Consider the following 16,839-nt stretch of genomic DNA (forward strand, 5'->3'; position numbering starts at 1 on the left):
ATAGCTCAGCTGGGAGAGCATCTGCCTTACAAGCAGAGGGTCACAGGTTCGAACCCTGTTGTTCCCACCATATATGGCCCAGTGGCTCAGTTGGTTAGAGTGCCGCCCTGTCACGGCGGAGGTCGAGGGTCCGAGTCCCTTCTGGGTCGCCATTTTTTTTTGCTGGCATGGCTCAACGGTAGAGCAGCTGACTTGTAATCAGCAGGTTGTAGGTTCAATTCCTATTGCCAGCTCCAAAAAAGTACTAAACATTTGTTTAGTACTTTTTTATTTTTTGAAAAATTACGTGTAAGAATAAATTTGCAACAGAAGAATTGAATAACATACTAAAAGTGGTATAATAAGTATTATAAAAATGATATATGGTAAAAGTAAATAATTGTTTAAAAGTAAGGGGGACAAAAATGTATAAAACAAACAAAAAAATTCTCAGTATGGTTGTTGGTGTACTTATGTTAATTAACCTCATTAGTACCATTTCACCAAAAACTGTTAATGCGGAGGTAACAGGCGACGAAGTAAAGATTACAATTTTAGGAACCTCAGATATTCATGGAAGATATATGCCATGGGATTACTCAATGGATGCGCAAAGCATGACAGGTAGTTTGACACAAATTTATACAAAAGTTAAATCAATTCGTAATGAAAATCCAAACACAATTTTAGTAGATGCTGGAGATTTAATTCAAGACAACTCTGCTGAACTTTTTAATAATTCGCCAAAGCACCCAGCTATGGTTGCACTGAATGAAATGGGTTACGATGTATGGAATATGGGTAATCATGAATTTAACTTTGGACTTGATGTGCTAAGTACTGTAACTAGACAGTTTAATGGAAAGGCTATTTCAGGAAATATTTATAAAGAGGATGGAAGTAGATTTGCTCCCGCATATACAATTATTGAAAAAGAAGGGGTCAAAATTGCTCTAATTGGTATGGATACTCCGTTAATTACTCAATTTGAAGCAGGAACTGATCATCTTAAAGGGCTTAAAGTAATGAAACCCATAGATGAAACTAAAAAGGTAATTAATGAACTAAAGGGAAAAGTTGATGCTATGGTAGGAGTTATGCATATGGGCATTGATAATGAGAATAATATTGCAGGTACTGGTGTACGTGATATTGCAAATGCTTGTCCAGAGTTAACAGCTATTATAGCAGGACACATGCATAAGCTTGTTAAACAAGAAACCATAAATGGAGTATTAATTACTGAACCTAACAAATATGGATCTGCTTTATCAAAAATAGATTTATCATTTAGGAAAGTTAATGGGAAAATTGAATTAGATAAAAAGTCTAGTGATGCTATAGTGATTGACAGTAGTGTTCAATCGGATAAAGGGCTTGAAAAGTCACTGGAAACATTTCATAATATTGCTCGTGCGGATGCAAATACAGTTGTTGGGCAGTTAAAGGGAATAGATCTTGTTCCAACGAATGAAATAGAGGGAATACCTCAGGTGCAGATAGGGCAAACACCACTAGCAGATTTCTTTCAACAAGTTATGCTTTATTACAGTAAAGCTGATGTAGTAGGTATGCAAATTGATAATGACAAAGCAAAGCTTAATGTTGGACCAATAAAGAAAAAGGATATTTCATATAATTATCAGTATGCAGCTGGAGAAATAACGGTATTTGAATTAACAGGAAAAGAGTTGAAGGAGTATATGGAGTGGTCTGCTGGTTATTTTAACTCAACGAGGCTTGGAGATGTTACTGTAAGTTTTAATAGTAAAAGGCGTGCATCAAAATATAGCACAAATGATATGTTTGGCGGAGTTAAATATGAAGTAGACCTTACAAATCAAGAAGGAAGCAGAATAGTAAATTTAAGACATATGAATGGAACTACAATAAAAAATGATGAAGTTCTGAAGCTTGGCATGAATGATTATAGAATGCAGGCATTAATAGGAAAAGGTGGAATATTTGAAGGAAAAATATTTAAGAAACTTTGGAGTTCAACAGATAAAACTGCTTTTGGTGAGGAACAAGGAACAATAAGAAATCTCGCAATTAAATATATAAAAGAAGTTAAAAAGGGTACTATAACATCAAGTGTTCAAGATAACTGGAGAATACTGGGTGTCGATACAACTTCATCGGAAAGAAAAGCTATAGTTAAACTTGTAAATTCAGGAATACTTGAGGTAGCAAAAACTGCTGATGGAAAATATACAAATATAGCATCAATAAATATTAAGGATGCTGTAACGATGGATGAAATAAGTCAGCTATGCAAGAAGGCAAATATAGAACCAGGGAAATTTACCGCTGGAACTAGTAAGGGTGAGTTCTACAATAAGCTAAATTCACTTGTTAATCCTGAGACGGTGATAGTTAAGCCAGAAAGACCAGCTCCAGTAAAGGAAAAAATAAATAAAACATACGGAGTAGTAACTTCATATGCTCTTAACGTTAGAAGTGGAGCTTCGGCAAAATCTAAGGTTATTGGATACGTTGCTAAAGGGGATAAACTTGAAGTGCTAGGAATGACAAACAAGTGGATTAAAATCGCCTATAAAGGCAAAGTAGGATATGTTTATAGTTCATATGTTAAGCTTTAATAGAAAATTAGTTTTTAGAAAGTAATAATTTCTAATTACGAATATAATATCTAAGGTCATTAAAATAAAAAAGCACATATTACATGAAATGCATTTAATAAGTCTTAGAATTAATTAAGACTAATGTATTTTCAGTAATATGTGTTTTTTTCTTAATGTACAAATTTTGATATTATTTTGGTTTACTCAAATTTTTCTTTATTCTTATATCCTCACAAAAGAATTTGCAAGCAGTAAAATTACCAAGTAATCTAGAGGTTATTCTTTCAGAATAGGTATTTGCTAAATTTCCAAGAGTTAAATTAGTAGATACTAGCATCTTCTTTTGTTTTAATAACTTTGTGTTAAGCAAATTAAACATTTCCATTTTAGTGAAATCTGAAATTTGTTCAGTACCTAAATCATCTATAATAAGTAGATCACAATTTATTAGTAGTTCCTCTAAAGAATTATCACCATTAAAGCGAATTTCTTTTAAACCCTTTATAAGTTCCTCAGCAGTCCTATATACTACAAAAGAGCCTTTGTCCATTAATTCCTTTGTAATGCAGTGAGAAAGAAAAGTTTTACCCGTCCCAGGACCTCCGTAGAACAACAAGTTTTCATCAGAGTTGTTGAAATCTTTTAAAAATTTCATAGATGTAGATAAAATCTTTTCCATATTCTTTTTTGGAGATTCTGATGCATGTTCACTTTTTCTAGAAGGATAGTAGTCTAATTTAAAATTATCGAAATTATGAGTTTTTAACATGCTTTTAAGTTCAGAGCCTGTGTAATAAACATCTATAACCTTTTGCTTAAAACAGGTACATTTAGTATTTCCAATAAAGCCTGTATCTTTACATTTGTTACATCTATAATGTAAATTCAAGTATTCCATATCAAAACCATTAGAAACTAATAGTTCAGATTTTTTAACTCTTAGATCTACTATTTTTTCTCGCAGATCATGTAAATATTGATCTCTATTAGTAATACTTTTTAAAGCGCTAATAGATAATTCGATACATAGCCGCCCTATTTTGTGATCAAGTTCAATAATTTCAGGATGAGTCTTTTCTATATGAATTTTTCTTTGCCTAAAGTATGATTCTTCTTCTTGTCTTATTTTATCATATAAATCTAATATTTTAGTTTGATATCCTTTAATCATTCTTATCCCATCCTAGCAATTTTTTTTCTAGCTCGTCAAAGTCATAGGCTCTTTGTTCATAATCATTGAAACTTCCTTTGGCAGGTTTTGCACCAGCAGTAACTCCTTTAGTAGAAAGTAGTCTTTTTTTATCTTTTTTCTCAATATCTTCTAAAGAGTTTATACCATCTTTAAACCAACTATTTAAAATGCCATCAATATATTTAAAATCAGCTCTGTTAAGTCTTGCAAAACAGATATCACAAGCTTTAAATATAATTTCTAAAGAAAATTTATAGACATTTATCCATTTGTCTAATATTTGCTCTTGAGGCTTCATTATTTCGGGGGCTTTTATTCCTAGGTAATTTAATATTTTCCTAATATTTATCCACTTATCCTCATGTTTTTTTATATAGGATTGGGCATCTTCAATATTTCTAATATTAGCATCATGCCATGCAATTGCTATGGTCTCAATGTATCTATAGTCAACTTTACCTTTTGATACACAATATTGAATTAAGAGAAGTATTAGCTCAGGAGGAAAACTATAATCCTTTTGCCAGCTTAAATACATTGTCATTTCTTTTGGTGAAAGGGGTTTAGCTAATAGTTTTTCAATATCTTGAAGCATACCTTTTATTGAAGAATTGGTTAATTCTTCAATAAGATTTATATTTTGAATATTTTCATCGGGGATATCTAATAAATCCAAGAATTCAATATTAAAGTTGCCCATATTATCAATAGGAGTCATTTTAATTAGGTTCTCATCATTCCAATAGTTCCAAGCATTAACAACATCTGTTTCTAGAAGTCCAAGAGTATTGGCTATAACTGAAGAGGTGGCACCTATTTCTCCACATGTACAATACTTTAAACCAAGAAGGTAAACTTTAACGAATTCTCCCCTAGCTCTTGGCATAAATTTATCTATAAAAATATTACTCACGGGAGTATATCTATAATTTTCATTTTTAAACATGAAAGTACTCATAAAGTCACTACCTTTCTTTTTATATTATAGAAATATGATTTTAAACTGTAAAATCGTAGGTTATCTATATCTGGCTTATTCATATAATTTACTTAATATAGTATACACAGTATATTAGTATATAGAAATTTCATTGTTCAACCTATAGTATACCATATAGTTAAACATAGAATTAAAAAAATATATTTCATTAATGTTTAAAATTAGATAAAAAGGGTATATTAAGTAAGTACCATAGGAGGTATGATAGTGAACATTTTAAAAAGAAACAAAAGCAAGGTAGCAGTGATATTGATAACATTAATACTTACAGCTACCATTATGTATTTCAATATTTATAGATTTAGTGGTTATAGTATTTCCATAGGAAATAATACTATAACATATGTAAAAAGTAAGAGTGAATTTAATAAAGCATATATGGAGTTAATTAAAGAAGTTAAATCGAGATATAGCAAGGTAATTACAAAAGAGGATTTCGCATTAAATAAAGTGAAAGTAGATGACATTGCTATGTTTATTAGTGGTGAGGATCTTAAAAAAACAATGTTTAAAAAATTCAACATAGTAGTAAATGCATTTGTAATAAAATCAGATAATAAAAAATTGGCATATGTGATGAATGATAAACAAGGTACAGAAATTTTGAATTCTCTAAAAGATTATTATTCTAAGGGATCAAAATTAAATGGTATTACTAAAGTGGAGATTTTAAATAAAATAAGTTATGAGGCTGTGGTGGTTAAAACCGGGAATCTATATGAAAATTCTGAAATTGTAAAAGCATTAATAGAGTATAACAATAGAGTACAAAAACCACTTATAACTATTAAGGTAATAGGTAACGTAAGTAAAGAACAAACCATATATGCTACTACGGTTATAAAATCTTCGAGTACTCTAATGAATGGTGTTAACAAAACCATTTGTGAGGGAAAAGACGGAATAAAAAAAGTTACTACGGAGGTAATAGTTGTAAATAAGACTATCTTATCTGAGAGGGTTTTACAGACGAAAATTATAACTCCGGCGCAAAGCAAAGAGATATTCGTGGGAAATTATAAACCAAAAGTAGATCAACTGACATATAAGAATAGCCCATCAAGAGGGAGGATAAGTTCAAACTTTGGTATGAGATGGGGAAAAATGCATAAGGGAATAGATATAGCAGCTAGCTATGGGGCTACAATAAGTGCCGTATTAGATGGAACAGTTAGTTATGCAGCTTGGGAGGACGGATATGGTAATGTAATAAAAATCAATGATGGTGATGGAATAGAAACTATCTATGCACATTGTAGTGTTATTACTGTGAAAAAGGGTGAAGTTGTAAAAACCAGCGAAAAAATAGGAGAAGTAGGAAGTACCGGTAACAGTACAGGACCTCATGTTCATTTTGAAGTAAGAAAAAATGGGGAGGCTATAAATCCTGAAAAATACATAAAGTAAAAATGTATGTATGAATAAAATAATGTTAACAGTAAAAAATATAATTTAAAGGATTTTAATAGAGAGCTTTATGCTCTTTTTATTTTTCATAAGAATTTATTAGGAAAAAAATATTTTAATATTTTGCGAGTATATATGCATTTATATATGGATAGTATAATATTTAAAAGGAGAGATAAGTGTATGCGTTTTAAGGGAAGAAAATTAGGTAACGAGGAGGACAATAACGAAGAAGGCGTTAAGGATATAGATGTATTAGATAGATATGTTAAAATTCAAGGAATGCACAGTAAGCTAGTAAATATACCTACAATAGTTACAGGGCTTAATGAAGATGGTACCATAAGAGAAGAAAAAATTGAGCCTTACGCATATGAGATAGTTGACCAAAACAAAGGATTTATAGATTAATAGTAAAAAGAATTACAGAGCATATAGCTTAGTTGTAAATTTTAGCTAGGTGCTCTGTTTTGTTTTGGTGTAAATTTAATACAAGATAAACCAGAGGATTGCTTTACAAGGATTGAAGGTAAATTCATAGATTTGAAACCATAAAATTTACAGCCCTTAGGGAATGCAGCATCCCAAGTTATATAGTAATACTGACATTTATAACAATTTATTTTTTCGTTAACCATAAAACACTCCTTTATTAAAAGTATATATATGAAAATAAAACACAGTAAATCAATTCAATAATAGCATATTTTAGTAAATAAAAAAATAGATATATGTTATTTAAAACTTATATCTATTATGGAACAAGGAAATTAAGCTAACCACCAAGGGTCACATCTTGGTCGTTATACCAAATTAAAGCCGCTGATAAATGTTCGGGTTTAAAATCAGGCCAAAAATCATCTATAACATAAAAATCAGAATATATGGATTGTAGCGGTAAAAATCCACTAAGACGCCTTCGTCCACCCCAACGAATAATTAAATCTACTCTAGAAATATCTTTAGTTTTTATGCAATCAACTATATTACTTCTTTTACTGCTTTTATTTTTGTTTAAATTACTTAGGTCCCATTCCCAACCATAGTTTACAAGAAAATTTAGTTTTATTCCACCCTTACCAAAGGTTTTTCGCGTGGTATAAGGAAGCAGTTCTTTTGGAAACATAGGTGAATCACTATTTCCAACAACTAATAAATCGGCATCTTGCGTACTTAAAAGTTTTACTGCATCAACGCAGGCTTTAACAAAAGCTTCTCTCTGAAGGGGAGGTCTTTTTGTATTATCAGTAGTAAAACCATAATAAGTTATTTCCTTTACTCCTAAACTTTTGCAAAGTTTATATAGTGATAAACCGGGATCTAATCCAAAAGTATATCCTTTATCTTTTGATAGTCCATTGTCTACACACCATCTTCTATTTCCATCGGGAATTACTCCAATATGATTTGGTATTCTCATCTCATCACCCTTTATTTATAATTTTTAATGTATATAAATCATAGTATCCCCATTATTACTATATTAATCCATGTTTTTTATTGAAAATCTATTATAGGTAAGTAATCAATGACTGTACTTTAAATATCGTTAAATTGCTTTCTGTAGCCGCACTTTCTGCATAATTCTTCAACAACTTCTCTTCTGGAAAAACCATTGTAAATGTTGTTAGCCCTTTGACTTTCAATTATTTCAGAAAAAGGAGTTTCATGAATATTGCCTAGGTTAATTACACCTTCTCCATCAAGGCAGCAAGGTATTACGGTACCATCAACTAATATGGCTGCTTGGTTTCTAAGACCGTAACAAAAACCGGGGCTATTGTCTTCTTGTACGGATAAATCTGGCCACTGAAATTCATGGTCTTGATTTAAATATACTTTATTACAAATCTTAATACCGTGACCTGGGTGTATTTCTTCTTCTATTTTATAAGGCAAATTAAAAGCCTTTTCAATTACAGACAGTAAATAACGATTTTTATTAGCCTGAAGATTTGTGGCATTATCTACATCGAGGTTCCATAACCTTAGGGAAAACAAAGTATCAGTTACATTAATGGCTTCTTTCACAAAGGAAATAATATTATTAATATATTCATCCTTATTAGATCCGCCTTCATTGCCATCAAAGCTGTGCAAAGAAAAATTAATTTGTCTTAAAGCGGGCTTTAAGATTATTTTTTTCCAAACTTTGTTTATTAGTGTTCCATTGGTGGTTATATTGACCTTAAAACCTTTTTCATAACTTAAATCTAAGAATTCATCTAATTTCGGATGTAAAAGTGGTTCGCCTTTAACATGAAAATATATATATTCTGTATGAGGTTTTATTTGATCTAGTATTTTGCTAAAGGTATCTAGGGTCATAAACTCAGGGGCCCTTTGTGTTTGTGGACAAAAGCTGCAGGAAAGATTACATACATTAGTAATTTCTATATAAAATTTTTTAAATCTTTTCATTTGACATACTCCAATCATAAATAAACTTTAGATGATTCACATTAAATATATAAATAGTATCCTACTGATTTTAACATAAAATCGTTATAGAATGTATTATATAGAAAATTCAACTATTATGCATTATAAGAAAATCAATATAACTTTTGATTTTAATAAGGCTCTAAATTTATATATGAATAATAATTTAGTATAAAGATAAAAATATATTTGAAATTCAAAAGGAGGAAGGAAATATGGCTTTATTAGGAAATCCATTTATTGCAAATGTACCTAGAAAAATGTCAAATGAGGAGTTAGCGCAAGCAATTCGTGTGGACATTTCTGGTGAACTTGAGGCTATAATAGGTTATGAAGCTCATGTAATGTCTACAGATGATGAAAGGGTTAAAAAGGTACTAAATCACATCGCAGATGAAGAAAGAAGACATGTTGGAGAATTGGAAGAAGTTTTATATATGTTATCTCCAAAGGACTCCCAGTTTATGGAGGAAGGTAAACAAAAAATTAAAGATCAAAAGGCTCAAAATTTTCAAAACCCAATGCAGTAGTTGGGTTTTAGCCATCCTTTTGGATGGCATTTTCACTTAACTTTGTGCCCACTTGACCCCGCTTTATAACTCTTTAAAAATAGATTGAAAAACTCATTTATTACTTGCGAACTTTCAAGTTCTCCATTTACTTTTAATACTTCAATTGCAACTTCTATTGTGCATAAATTACCATCTACTACACCTCTTCTTAAATTATAATTAGACTTAAAATTTGGCTCTAATGAAATGATTGGTAGTTTTTCTAGGTAAGCACTTTTTCTAAATATTTTTCGTGCTTCTTTCCATGTACCATCTATAATAATAAATGCAGGGATTTTTCCTGTATTCTTATATTCAACTTTACGGCTGGCTGTTTCATGTGTTTCTATAGGAAAAAGCAAGAAGGGCTCATATATTTCATTATCTAAATTTGCAATTAACTTTTCTGGTGATTTTGTTCTTTCCCAAAGAAAAATCTCTGTGGAATTTGGATTGACTAGTTTTAATATCCTTGCAGTATTAGATGGTCTGTAAAATTCTTTTTCTGTAGATAAAATCCAAATTTTTGCATGGGTTTTTATTTTAGGAGCTTTATCACAAAGGCAATTTATAATTGGTAAGCCACATGTGTTACAACTATCGTATAGACTTGTTATTTGTTTAACTTTGTAAACTGAATTCATATTTCCTCCTAAAACTTTTAGTTTTTTTGTACACGTAAATCTTCGACTTTAATAGCTTACATTTGAGATCCGTACCCTATTCTATTTACAAGCCCTTGTATTGATAATAAATTTTCTTTTTGTTTTTTAATTCCCATACAAACTTTGTTGGCCTTTAATTTTAACTTTGTACCATCTTCCAAAGTGAAATACAATTTCTTACCTATTCCAAACATCCAATTAGATACTTTTGTTGATTTAACATTTGACCTTGGTACAATGCTAAATCCATTTGGTTTGCCTGACATACTCAAACCTATTAGTACTAACTCATCTTCATTAAGACCTACAATATAAGATTTATTTGCCAATCCAGCCAAGCTACCAAGAAGCATTGTCTTGCTAAAGTTAGCAGTTATAACACAATAGAAATAATAGTAGGGTTTTAGCTTGTACCCTGTGTATTCAGATAACATTGCTTCAATTTTTTCATCATTTAACATATATAACTCCCCTTTGTGTTTTTTTAGTATTTAAATTTATTAAAAGGATTTTAGTTAAATCTATTAATTTGTAACCACTGTTTTGCAAAATCAACCCCTATTTTCAGAGGAAACAACTTACATTGGGCATTGCCAACATTACCAAGTGTTACGTTATTTGTTGCTTCGAATGCCTTGCCTATTTTCTCAAAATCATTATCTGAATTATAATCGAAATCTTCAAACCACTTCCAAATTCTTTTATTGTTTTCAATAATTGCCGCTCCCATTTTTGTTGTTGGCATTTTTTCATTTAGCGCTTCTGCAAGGTGAAAGCATGTGCAAGAATCAAATCCTACTCCCAGTAGAAGTACTTTTGCATTTAAATTATACATTTTACCTAAGGGAGATTCCATTCCAAATTGAGGTGTTAATTTATGATTATTTGTAATGGCTAATGCAAATTTGCCTTGTGCTGCAAAGGAAACCTGTGGGTGATTGGATCTATATACCTCAGGCAAAGTTCTAAATAATTCAGCAATACTACCCATGCCCCTAGTTTGTGTGAGATTTACATCAAAGGCTGGCATACTATTATATATTGGTTGTATCCATTCCTTAGGAACAGGTGGATTTTCCCATTCTGCTGGGTCTGAGATTGCTCCGCTATGGGCGGGCATTATCAATGTTCCATTCTCATTAAGAACTTTTCTAAGTGCAATTATAACTGATTGAGCAGCTCCACAAACCCAACCAATGCTGGATAGAGAAGAATGTACCAATAGAATATCGCAAGCTTCAACACCGAGATTTAATAAATCATTATGTATAGTATCCACTGTATACATATTTTGAGTTAATTGAATTACACTTTGTTCACTCAATATTATCATCCCCTTATTTTATTCTATATGTAGCTTGTCAATTTGTCTACGGATTGGCTAAATTGTCTAGCCATCTTTTAATACATCTTAACTCCGATGGCTCCTTATTCCAGACAACATAGCCATAAAGGGCATAAAATTAAAAATTAAAAATACATAGGGATTATTGTTTCCAGTTTCATTAAGGATAAAAAAGGAATATCCATTATACATAGTATAATGTTGCCATAATTGAGAATTTAACAAATGATTGCTTGGACCTATCCTATCCATAGTAAATGCGTTCGCCCAAAGCAATACTCCTAGTATCAATGTTAAGCTAACAGAAAATAAATTATTGTATACGGTTCCTTGATTAATTAAGTGTTTTCTTGCTAATAAATAGTATGAAATGACTGCTACAGCAATTGTAATAACTGCTACAAACATCATATTATAGTGATGGTTTCTTGCCGCTGCTTCAGATGCCCATTTTGCTTGTGCCATATTAAAGATTATAAATACAAACATGGAAATAATACTTACTATTATGTGTATTAATAATGATTTTAGATTATTTTTTACCAAGAAATTCCCCCCTAAGAAATAATAGTTAAGTTATAATTTAAAGAATTCTTACCATATTTTTGTAAGTGGTTCATATTTTCTATATTTCTTATCCAACCAAAGCAAAAAAATCTATAAACGTATTAATGCCAATAAAAATTTAAACATGTTAAAATATAAGCCCATAAGCCCTATACCAGCAATACTGCCAGTAATAAACCTTCTGAAATTTGTAGACTGCTTAATATTTAAAAATTGAATTAACCAATCGCAGAACATAATAAATAAAAATAAAAAACAAATATTTAATTTCAAAACTGTATTTGTTAAAAAGAATGGTATTGCAATAATTTGCCCAAGATAGACACCTGTACACCTTGCGCATACTGGAAATTGCATATCAAAGGAGCGAAAACTTCTTTCGGGCATCTGGTGACATCCACCTGCAGCTCCTAGCCTATAAAGAAATAGCCATGTCTTTTTAATATAATTTGGATAGTCAATGAATTTCATTAATCCATTACATGGCCACAATTAGCACAAACTCGTTTTATTTTACTTTTTCCCATACCGCAAAGTCCACATAATAAGCCCACCCATCCAAAGATTATGAATCCACAACAACCTTTTCCAGCCCCAAAACCTTTTGATTTAGATACTACTTGAATATTTTCACTACCACAATTAGGACATGCCATGACAAGTTCCCCCTTAAAATTCCATTTTATATAGAACTATTCTATAGATAGTCAAAAAATCCTTCATAATTCTCTAAAAGTTTTAAAATTGTATTAAAGAATATTGCTCATATTTTTGTTTGATTTTACCATAACCACTAGTAAATCGAACCCAATAAGTTGGGGCTTATAATATGGATACTATTAATAATTTAGATATGGAGCTAAAGGTGAGATCTTAAAAGCTGTTCAGTATGAAGAAGGTATAGAAGGCTTTACAAATAAAACAGAACATAACAATACTTAGATTCATAATATACATAATATATTTATATTATGGAGGGAATGCTTTGAAAAAATTAAATCCTCAAAGTTTAAGTGTTAATTTTGGAATTGGGGCAAATAAGACAGAACCAATTATTCCTAGAAAATATACCCTTACTCATTCAGATATTACGGGAGAGTTATTTTTAACTATTGCGGAAAAATATGATTATGAGAAAATCACCGATATGAGGGACGAGGTGCTAGCAGAATGGATTATGGCTAATGATGACTATGCCTTGATGGTTAATGTCATGGTAGATAATGAGAGGAATCCAGTAATGTCAGCTATTCGCAATGATATTTTTGTAAGAGAGCTCCCCTTAGCATTGGAGGCAATCATTTATGGCGATAGGGAGCTTTTAAAAACTAATTCATTTTTATACAAGACACCTATTTATGTGAAATTTAATTCTGATTATCCCGTGTTTAATCGTTTAGAACTATGGGGAACGTTGTCAGATTACAAGTAGAAATATTCGTCGTAGATTGTTAATATTACAAAGCGATAGGTGATGATTTAATTCATCATCCATATAGCATAGTTCAAAACTCCAGCAAAGGAGACCCAAACTATATAAGGGATCATAAGATAACCAGATGTCTTATCTATCCTATAAAACTCAAAACAAGTTAAAAGAATTAATACTAATAATAGAAGTAATTCTAAGAAAGCTATTGCATATAGCCTAAATCTAAAAAATATAATAGACCAAAGAAAGTTTAAAAATAACTGAGCACAATATAAAGTTAATGCTTTTGATACATCTTCTCCGGCTTTACCTTTCATCCAAATTCTATAAGCAGCTACAGCCATTAAAAAGAATAGAATTGTCCATACTACAGGAAAAACCCAGCCAGGGGGTGAAAAAGGTGGTTTATTGAAATTTGTATAATCACTAGAGGCGGTCATACTCAAAAGACCACTTAGTAAACCTACACCTTGTGCCAGTAGAATGCTAATAATAAGAGCAACAATGTTTTTTTCACCGTTTACCTTGAAAATATTAAACATATTTTATCATCCTTTCTAATAATATTTAAATAGAGTTAATAGCTAAAATAAAACATTTTAACTACATACTTTATAATATATTTATTTAGGAGCTATTATATACCGGTAATAACTAAGGAAGTTGTTTTTAGACTTGATGATTACTTAAATGAAATTCTTATTTTGCCGTATTTTTTGACATACTTCATTATGAGAATATATCAAATGATAACATCAAAAAGCATATACATGATGAAGGAAAGACTGTATTTCAAAGAATATAAGAACAAGTCCCCTTAATATAGTTGAAATTATTATAAACTATATTAAGGGGACTTTTATTTTTTAGAATTTTTTGAAGTGGGCCTAGCTGGTTTTACAGTTTTCCACCTTTTTAACTTATAAGTATTTCTTGTTAAAAATTTTGCCACGAATTTAGGAAGCTTCATTTCTATTATTTTATTAGTCACTATTTCTTTCATTTCAATCACAGTTATATCAGGTAAAGTAAATTCACCATTTTTATAGCAATGAAGGCAATACATTTCATTTAAGCTACCATCAGCTTCAGTTCCTGCATATTTTTCATCCTTATTTAAAGGCATTCCACAACTTTGACAATTGACATATTTCTTCATAATAGTTCACTCCCCATCTCTAATATATAAATTAAACTGTTAATCACATTTTAGCTTATAATATGTAACTTTAATATATAAATCTATAGGATTTTATGATTTATTAAAAAAGCTAGTTATCAAACCATCCTTTACGTTTAAACCATAAAAACATTTCTACTGCAATAATAGCCATAATCAATAAAATTATTAAATAACCATACTTCCAGGTAAGTTCAGGCATGATTTCAAAATTCATACCATAAACCCCTACTATAAATGTTAATGGTATAAATATACTTGATATAACAGTTAAAACCATCATATGTTTATTCATCCGAGATGAATTTACGGATAAGTAATTGTCACGCATATCCGAGGTTAGTTCCCTGTTAGAAGCTATCATATCCGACAGTTTAACTAAGTGATCATAAATATCAGAAAAATATAATTTATGCTCAAAAAAGCCTATTAACCTTTCGGAGTTTGTTATTCTATATAATAAGTCACGCATAGAATTTATGGTTCTGCGCATTTTTAACAAGTCGCTTCTTATATCAAAAACTTCATCTAGAAGGTTTCGAATATGTTTTCTTGAAACGTTATTTTCGATTTCATCTAATTTATCTTGAATTTTATTAATTGCGGGAAAGAAGTAATCAACTATATTATCTAATATTTTATGGGCAATATAAGAAGGTCCCTTATCCCAATTTTTATTATCTGTTTTTATATTTTTCCAAGCTTCATCTAGTTCATTTAATTCAGTAGTGTGATAAGAGACAATGTATTTATTGTCTACAAAAAGCGAGATTTCTACTGGAGCTAAAGTATTTTGATCTAGTGCGTTAAGCACAAAATAATTATAATTATCATAATAATCTAGTTTGGGGTTATTAAAAGAAAAAACACAATCTTCTATGGATAACTGATGAAAATGAAAATGGGTTGATAATAAGGATATTTCCTCTTCCGTAGGATTATTAAAATCCATCCAATACCACATTATGTTATCTTTTAATAGATCATCTAAAGGTAAATCACAAACCAGCTTTAAATCTTTTGTAATGGCTATTACGCGAATCAAATAAATCCATCCTTTCTATAGTGTTTTTAATTTCAATACAAATAATCTACATATTAAAAACTTAATATTTTTTGGTTATACGAAAATATGAACAATAATTATTTCATAACAATTTAATTATAATACAATAATTACTAAAAACAATTAAAATATGTACTAATAAATAATTTTCAAAACATAGTAAATACTAAGAAGTATGGAAAGATAAAACTTTATTTTAATTAATCTACTAAGATAGTTATAAAATACTTTTATCTTGACATATACTATAAAAATATATATACTTTGATTATCAAACTATTTGAAAATCAAAGTAAAGGGAGAGGATAATTATGAAGTTACCTCCTTTAAAAATTGGAGAATTAATAGCACGTGTTCCTATAATTCAAGGTGGTATGGGTGTGGGAGTATCTCTGTCCTCATTAGCATCAGCAGTTGCAAATGAAGGTGGAATTGGGATAATATCTACTGCTCAAATTGGGTATAGGGAAAAAGACTTTGGAACTGATGCAAAAGAGGCAAACAAAAGAGCATTAAGAAATGAAATTATAAAAGCTAGAGAGTTAAGTCCTAAAGGAATTATAGGAATAAATATTATGGTAGCTATGAATAACTATGAGGAATTAACAACAGTTGCTTTAGAAGAGGGCATAGATATAATAATATCTGGCGCAGGTCTTGCACTTAATCTACCTAAAATAGCTAAAGGATTCAAAACAAAACTTGCGCCTATAGTATCATCAGCAAAGGCAGCTACAGTTATATCGAAAATGTGGGATAGAAAAGATAAATGCGCCGCAGATTTAATTGTTGTAGAAGGGCCAGAAGCTGGAGGACATCTTGGGTTCTCTATGGAGTCACTTATAGAAAACAAAGCTCAAGACTTATTGGACATAGTCAAAGAAGTTATTGAAGCAATTAAGCCGTTTGAAGAGAAGTATAATAAAAAAATACCAGTAGTAGCTGCTGGTGGAGTATATACTGGAGCTGATATTGCAGAACTTATAAAAATCGGTGCTGCAGGAGTACAAATGGCTACTAGATTTGTTGCTACTGATGAATGTGATGCTAGTTTAGCATTTAAAATGGCATATATTAATTCAAAAAAAGAAGATATAAAGATAGTAAAAAGCCCTGTAGGCATGCCTGGAAGAGCTATTAATAATAATTTTATGAAGAGTGTTCAGGAAAATGGTTGTAAGGTAGATAAATGCTATTTATGCATTAAGGACTGTAATCCAAAACAAACCCCTTATTGTATTACAGAAGCGCTTATACAAGCGGTAAAAGGAAACTTAGATAAGGGACTTATTTTTGTAGGAAGCAACGCGGCCAAGGTAGAAAAGATTGTTTCTGTTAAAGAACTTATGAGTGAATTAGTAACAGAAGCAGAACTTGCTCTTTAACAGCACATATGCACAGAAGAATTAAATTTTCTTTAGATATTAA

The 16,839-nt window shown here is 30.5% G+C and carries 20 protein-coding genes and 2 tRNA genes; 8 read left to right on the forward strand and 14 right to left on the reverse strand.

All coding sequences use genetic code 11. From position 1 onward, the window contains the following. Positions 1–75: 75 nt before the first annotated feature. The 3 genes from ACREVU_RS17700 (at position 76) to ACREVU_RS17710 (ending at position 2,582) form a co-directional block, all read left to right on the forward strand. A tRNA-Asp gene (locus tag ACREVU_RS17700) sits at positions 76–152 on the forward strand. A 9-nt stretch (positions 153–161) separates the two neighbouring features. Then, positions 162–236 (forward strand) — tRNA-Thr (locus ACREVU_RS17705). Positions 237–404: 168 nt separating this feature from the next. Then, positions 405–2,582, forward strand: a complete 2,178-nt coding sequence (locus ACREVU_RS17710) for a 5'-nucleotidase C-terminal domain-containing protein (RefSeq protein WP_431552922.1) — start codon at positions 405–407, stop codon at positions 2,580–2,582. Between the two features lie 172 nt (positions 2,583–2,754). On the opposite strand, the gene ACREVU_RS17715 is transcribed toward ACREVU_RS17710, so the two are convergent. Both ACREVU_RS17715 and ACREVU_RS17720 read right to left on the reverse strand, forming a co-directional pair. Further along, positions 2,755–3,735 carry an ATP-binding protein gene (locus ACREVU_RS17715; RefSeq protein WP_431552923.1) on the reverse strand — a complete coding sequence of 327 codons (981 nt, stop codon included), beginning with the start codon at positions 3,733–3,735 and terminating at the stop codon, positions 2,755–2,757. After that, positions 3,728–4,714, reverse strand: coding sequence for a DnaD domain protein (locus ACREVU_RS17720; protein ID WP_431552924.1), 987 nt, complete (start codon positions 4,712–4,714; stop codon positions 3,728–3,730). Before ACREVU_RS17720 ends, ACREVU_RS17715 begins: the two co-directional genes overlap by 8 nt. A gap of 249 nt (positions 4,715–4,963) precedes the next feature. Between ACREVU_RS17720 and ACREVU_RS17725 the strand changes: the two genes are divergently transcribed. Both ACREVU_RS17725 and ACREVU_RS17730 read left to right on the forward strand, forming a co-directional pair. Further along, positions 4,964–6,163: a M23 family metallopeptidase gene (locus ACREVU_RS17725; RefSeq protein ID WP_431552925.1), complete on the forward strand. Its 1,200-nt coding sequence runs from the start codon at positions 4,964–4,966 to the stop codon at positions 6,161–6,163. A gap of 183 nt (positions 6,164–6,346) precedes the next feature. Continuing rightward, positions 6,347–6,574, forward strand: coding sequence for a hypothetical protein (locus ACREVU_RS17730; RefSeq protein ID WP_431552926.1), 228 nt, complete (start codon positions 6,347–6,349; stop codon positions 6,572–6,574). 41 nt (positions 6,575–6,615) lie between these two features. Here ACREVU_RS17730 and ACREVU_RS17735 read toward each other — a convergent pair whose 3' ends face one another. From ACREVU_RS17735 to ACREVU_RS17745, 3 genes are all read right to left on the reverse strand, one after another. Further along, positions 6,616–6,801 (reverse strand): uracil-DNA glycosylase, encoded by a 186-nt coding sequence (locus ACREVU_RS17735; protein ID WP_431552927.1) that lies wholly within the window; start codon positions 6,799–6,801, stop codon positions 6,616–6,618. Between the two features lie 137 nt (positions 6,802–6,938). Further along, on the reverse strand, positions 6,939–7,583 hold the full coding sequence (locus ACREVU_RS17740; RefSeq protein ID WP_431552928.1) for an undecaprenyl diphosphate synthase family protein: 645 nt from the start codon (positions 7,581–7,583) through the stop codon (positions 6,939–6,941). A gap of 119 nt (positions 7,584–7,702) precedes the next feature. Continuing rightward, positions 7,703–8,584, reverse strand: coding sequence for a radical SAM/SPASM domain-containing protein (locus tag ACREVU_RS17745; RefSeq protein WP_431552929.1), 882 nt, complete (start codon positions 8,582–8,584; stop codon positions 7,703–7,705). Between the two features lie 236 nt (positions 8,585–8,820). On the opposite strand from ACREVU_RS17745, the gene ACREVU_RS17750 reads away from it, so the two are divergent. After that, positions 8,821–9,135 (forward strand): demethoxyubiquinone hydroxylase family protein, encoded by a 315-nt coding sequence (locus tag ACREVU_RS17750; RefSeq protein ID WP_431552930.1) that lies wholly within the window; start codon positions 8,821–8,823, stop codon positions 9,133–9,135. Between the two features lie 32 nt (positions 9,136–9,167). Here the strand turns inward: ACREVU_RS17750 and ACREVU_RS17755 are convergent, their stop codons facing one another. From ACREVU_RS17755 to ACREVU_RS17780, 6 genes are all read right to left on the reverse strand, one after another. Next, positions 9,168–9,800: a tRNA-uridine aminocarboxypropyltransferase gene (locus ACREVU_RS17755; protein WP_431552931.1), complete on the reverse strand. Its 633-nt coding sequence runs from the start codon at positions 9,798–9,800 to the stop codon at positions 9,168–9,170. A gap of 56 nt (positions 9,801–9,856) precedes the next feature. After that, positions 9,857–10,282 (reverse strand): hypothetical protein, encoded by a 426-nt coding sequence (locus tag ACREVU_RS17760; protein WP_431552932.1) that lies wholly within the window; start codon positions 10,280–10,282, stop codon positions 9,857–9,859. 50 nt (positions 10,283–10,332) lie between these two features. After that, positions 10,333–11,145, reverse strand: a complete 813-nt coding sequence (locus ACREVU_RS17765) for an AAC(3) family N-acetyltransferase (RefSeq protein WP_431552933.1) — start codon at positions 11,143–11,145, stop codon at positions 10,333–10,335. Positions 11,146–11,232: 87 nt separating this feature from the next. Beyond that, positions 11,233–11,712 (reverse strand): hypothetical protein, encoded by a 480-nt coding sequence (locus ACREVU_RS17770; RefSeq protein ID WP_431552934.1) that lies wholly within the window; start codon positions 11,710–11,712, stop codon positions 11,233–11,235. Between the two features lie 111 nt (positions 11,713–11,823). Beyond that, the gene (locus ACREVU_RS17775) at positions 11,824–12,204 is read right to left on the reverse strand and encodes a DUF2085 domain-containing protein (protein WP_431552935.1); all 381 of its coding nucleotides are present in this window, start codon (positions 12,202–12,204) and stop codon (positions 11,824–11,826) included. Beyond that, a complete protein-coding gene (locus tag ACREVU_RS17780; RefSeq protein WP_431552936.1) occupies positions 12,204–12,389 on the reverse strand; it encodes an LITAF-like zinc ribbon domain-containing protein in 186 nt (61 codons plus the stop codon). Before ACREVU_RS17780 ends, ACREVU_RS17775 begins: the two co-directional genes overlap by 1 nt. 329 nt (positions 12,390–12,718) lie before the next feature. On the opposite strand from ACREVU_RS17780, the gene ACREVU_RS17785 reads away from it, so the two are divergent. Continuing rightward, positions 12,719–13,165 (forward strand): staygreen family protein, encoded by a 447-nt coding sequence (locus ACREVU_RS17785; protein ID WP_431552937.1) that lies wholly within the window; start codon positions 12,719–12,721, stop codon positions 13,163–13,165. A gap of 47 nt (positions 13,166–13,212) precedes the next feature. On the opposite strand, the gene ACREVU_RS17790 is transcribed toward ACREVU_RS17785, so the two are convergent. From ACREVU_RS17790 to corA, 3 genes are all read right to left on the reverse strand, one after another. Next, positions 13,213–13,707: a TspO/MBR family protein gene (locus ACREVU_RS17790; RefSeq protein ID WP_431552938.1), complete on the reverse strand. Its 495-nt coding sequence runs from the start codon at positions 13,705–13,707 to the stop codon at positions 13,213–13,215. A gap of 317 nt (positions 13,708–14,024) precedes the next feature. Continuing rightward, positions 14,025–14,324, reverse strand: a complete 300-nt coding sequence (locus tag ACREVU_RS17795; protein WP_431552939.1) for a zinc ribbon domain-containing protein — start codon at positions 14,322–14,324, stop codon at positions 14,025–14,027. A 112-nt stretch (positions 14,325–14,436) separates the two neighbouring features. Beyond that, the gene (gene corA / locus ACREVU_RS17800; protein ID WP_431552940.1) at positions 14,437–15,390 is read right to left on the reverse strand and encodes a magnesium/cobalt transporter CorA; all 954 of its coding nucleotides are present in this window, start codon (positions 15,388–15,390) and stop codon (positions 14,437–14,439) included. A gap of 332 nt (positions 15,391–15,722) precedes the next feature. Here corA and ACREVU_RS17805 point away from each other — a divergent pair, with 332 nt between their 5' ends. Continuing rightward, entirely contained in the window at positions 15,723–16,796 is a 1,074-nt protein-coding gene (locus ACREVU_RS17805; RefSeq protein WP_431552941.1) for an NAD(P)H-dependent flavin oxidoreductase, read from the forward strand. Positions 16,797–16,839 lie beyond the last annotated feature (43 nt).

Origin of the sequence: Clostridium sp. (assembly GCF_050717535.1) — a bacterium.
In the GTDB taxonomy this organism is placed as follows: domain Bacteria; phylum Bacillota; class Clostridia; order Clostridiales; family Clostridiaceae; genus Clostridium_AD.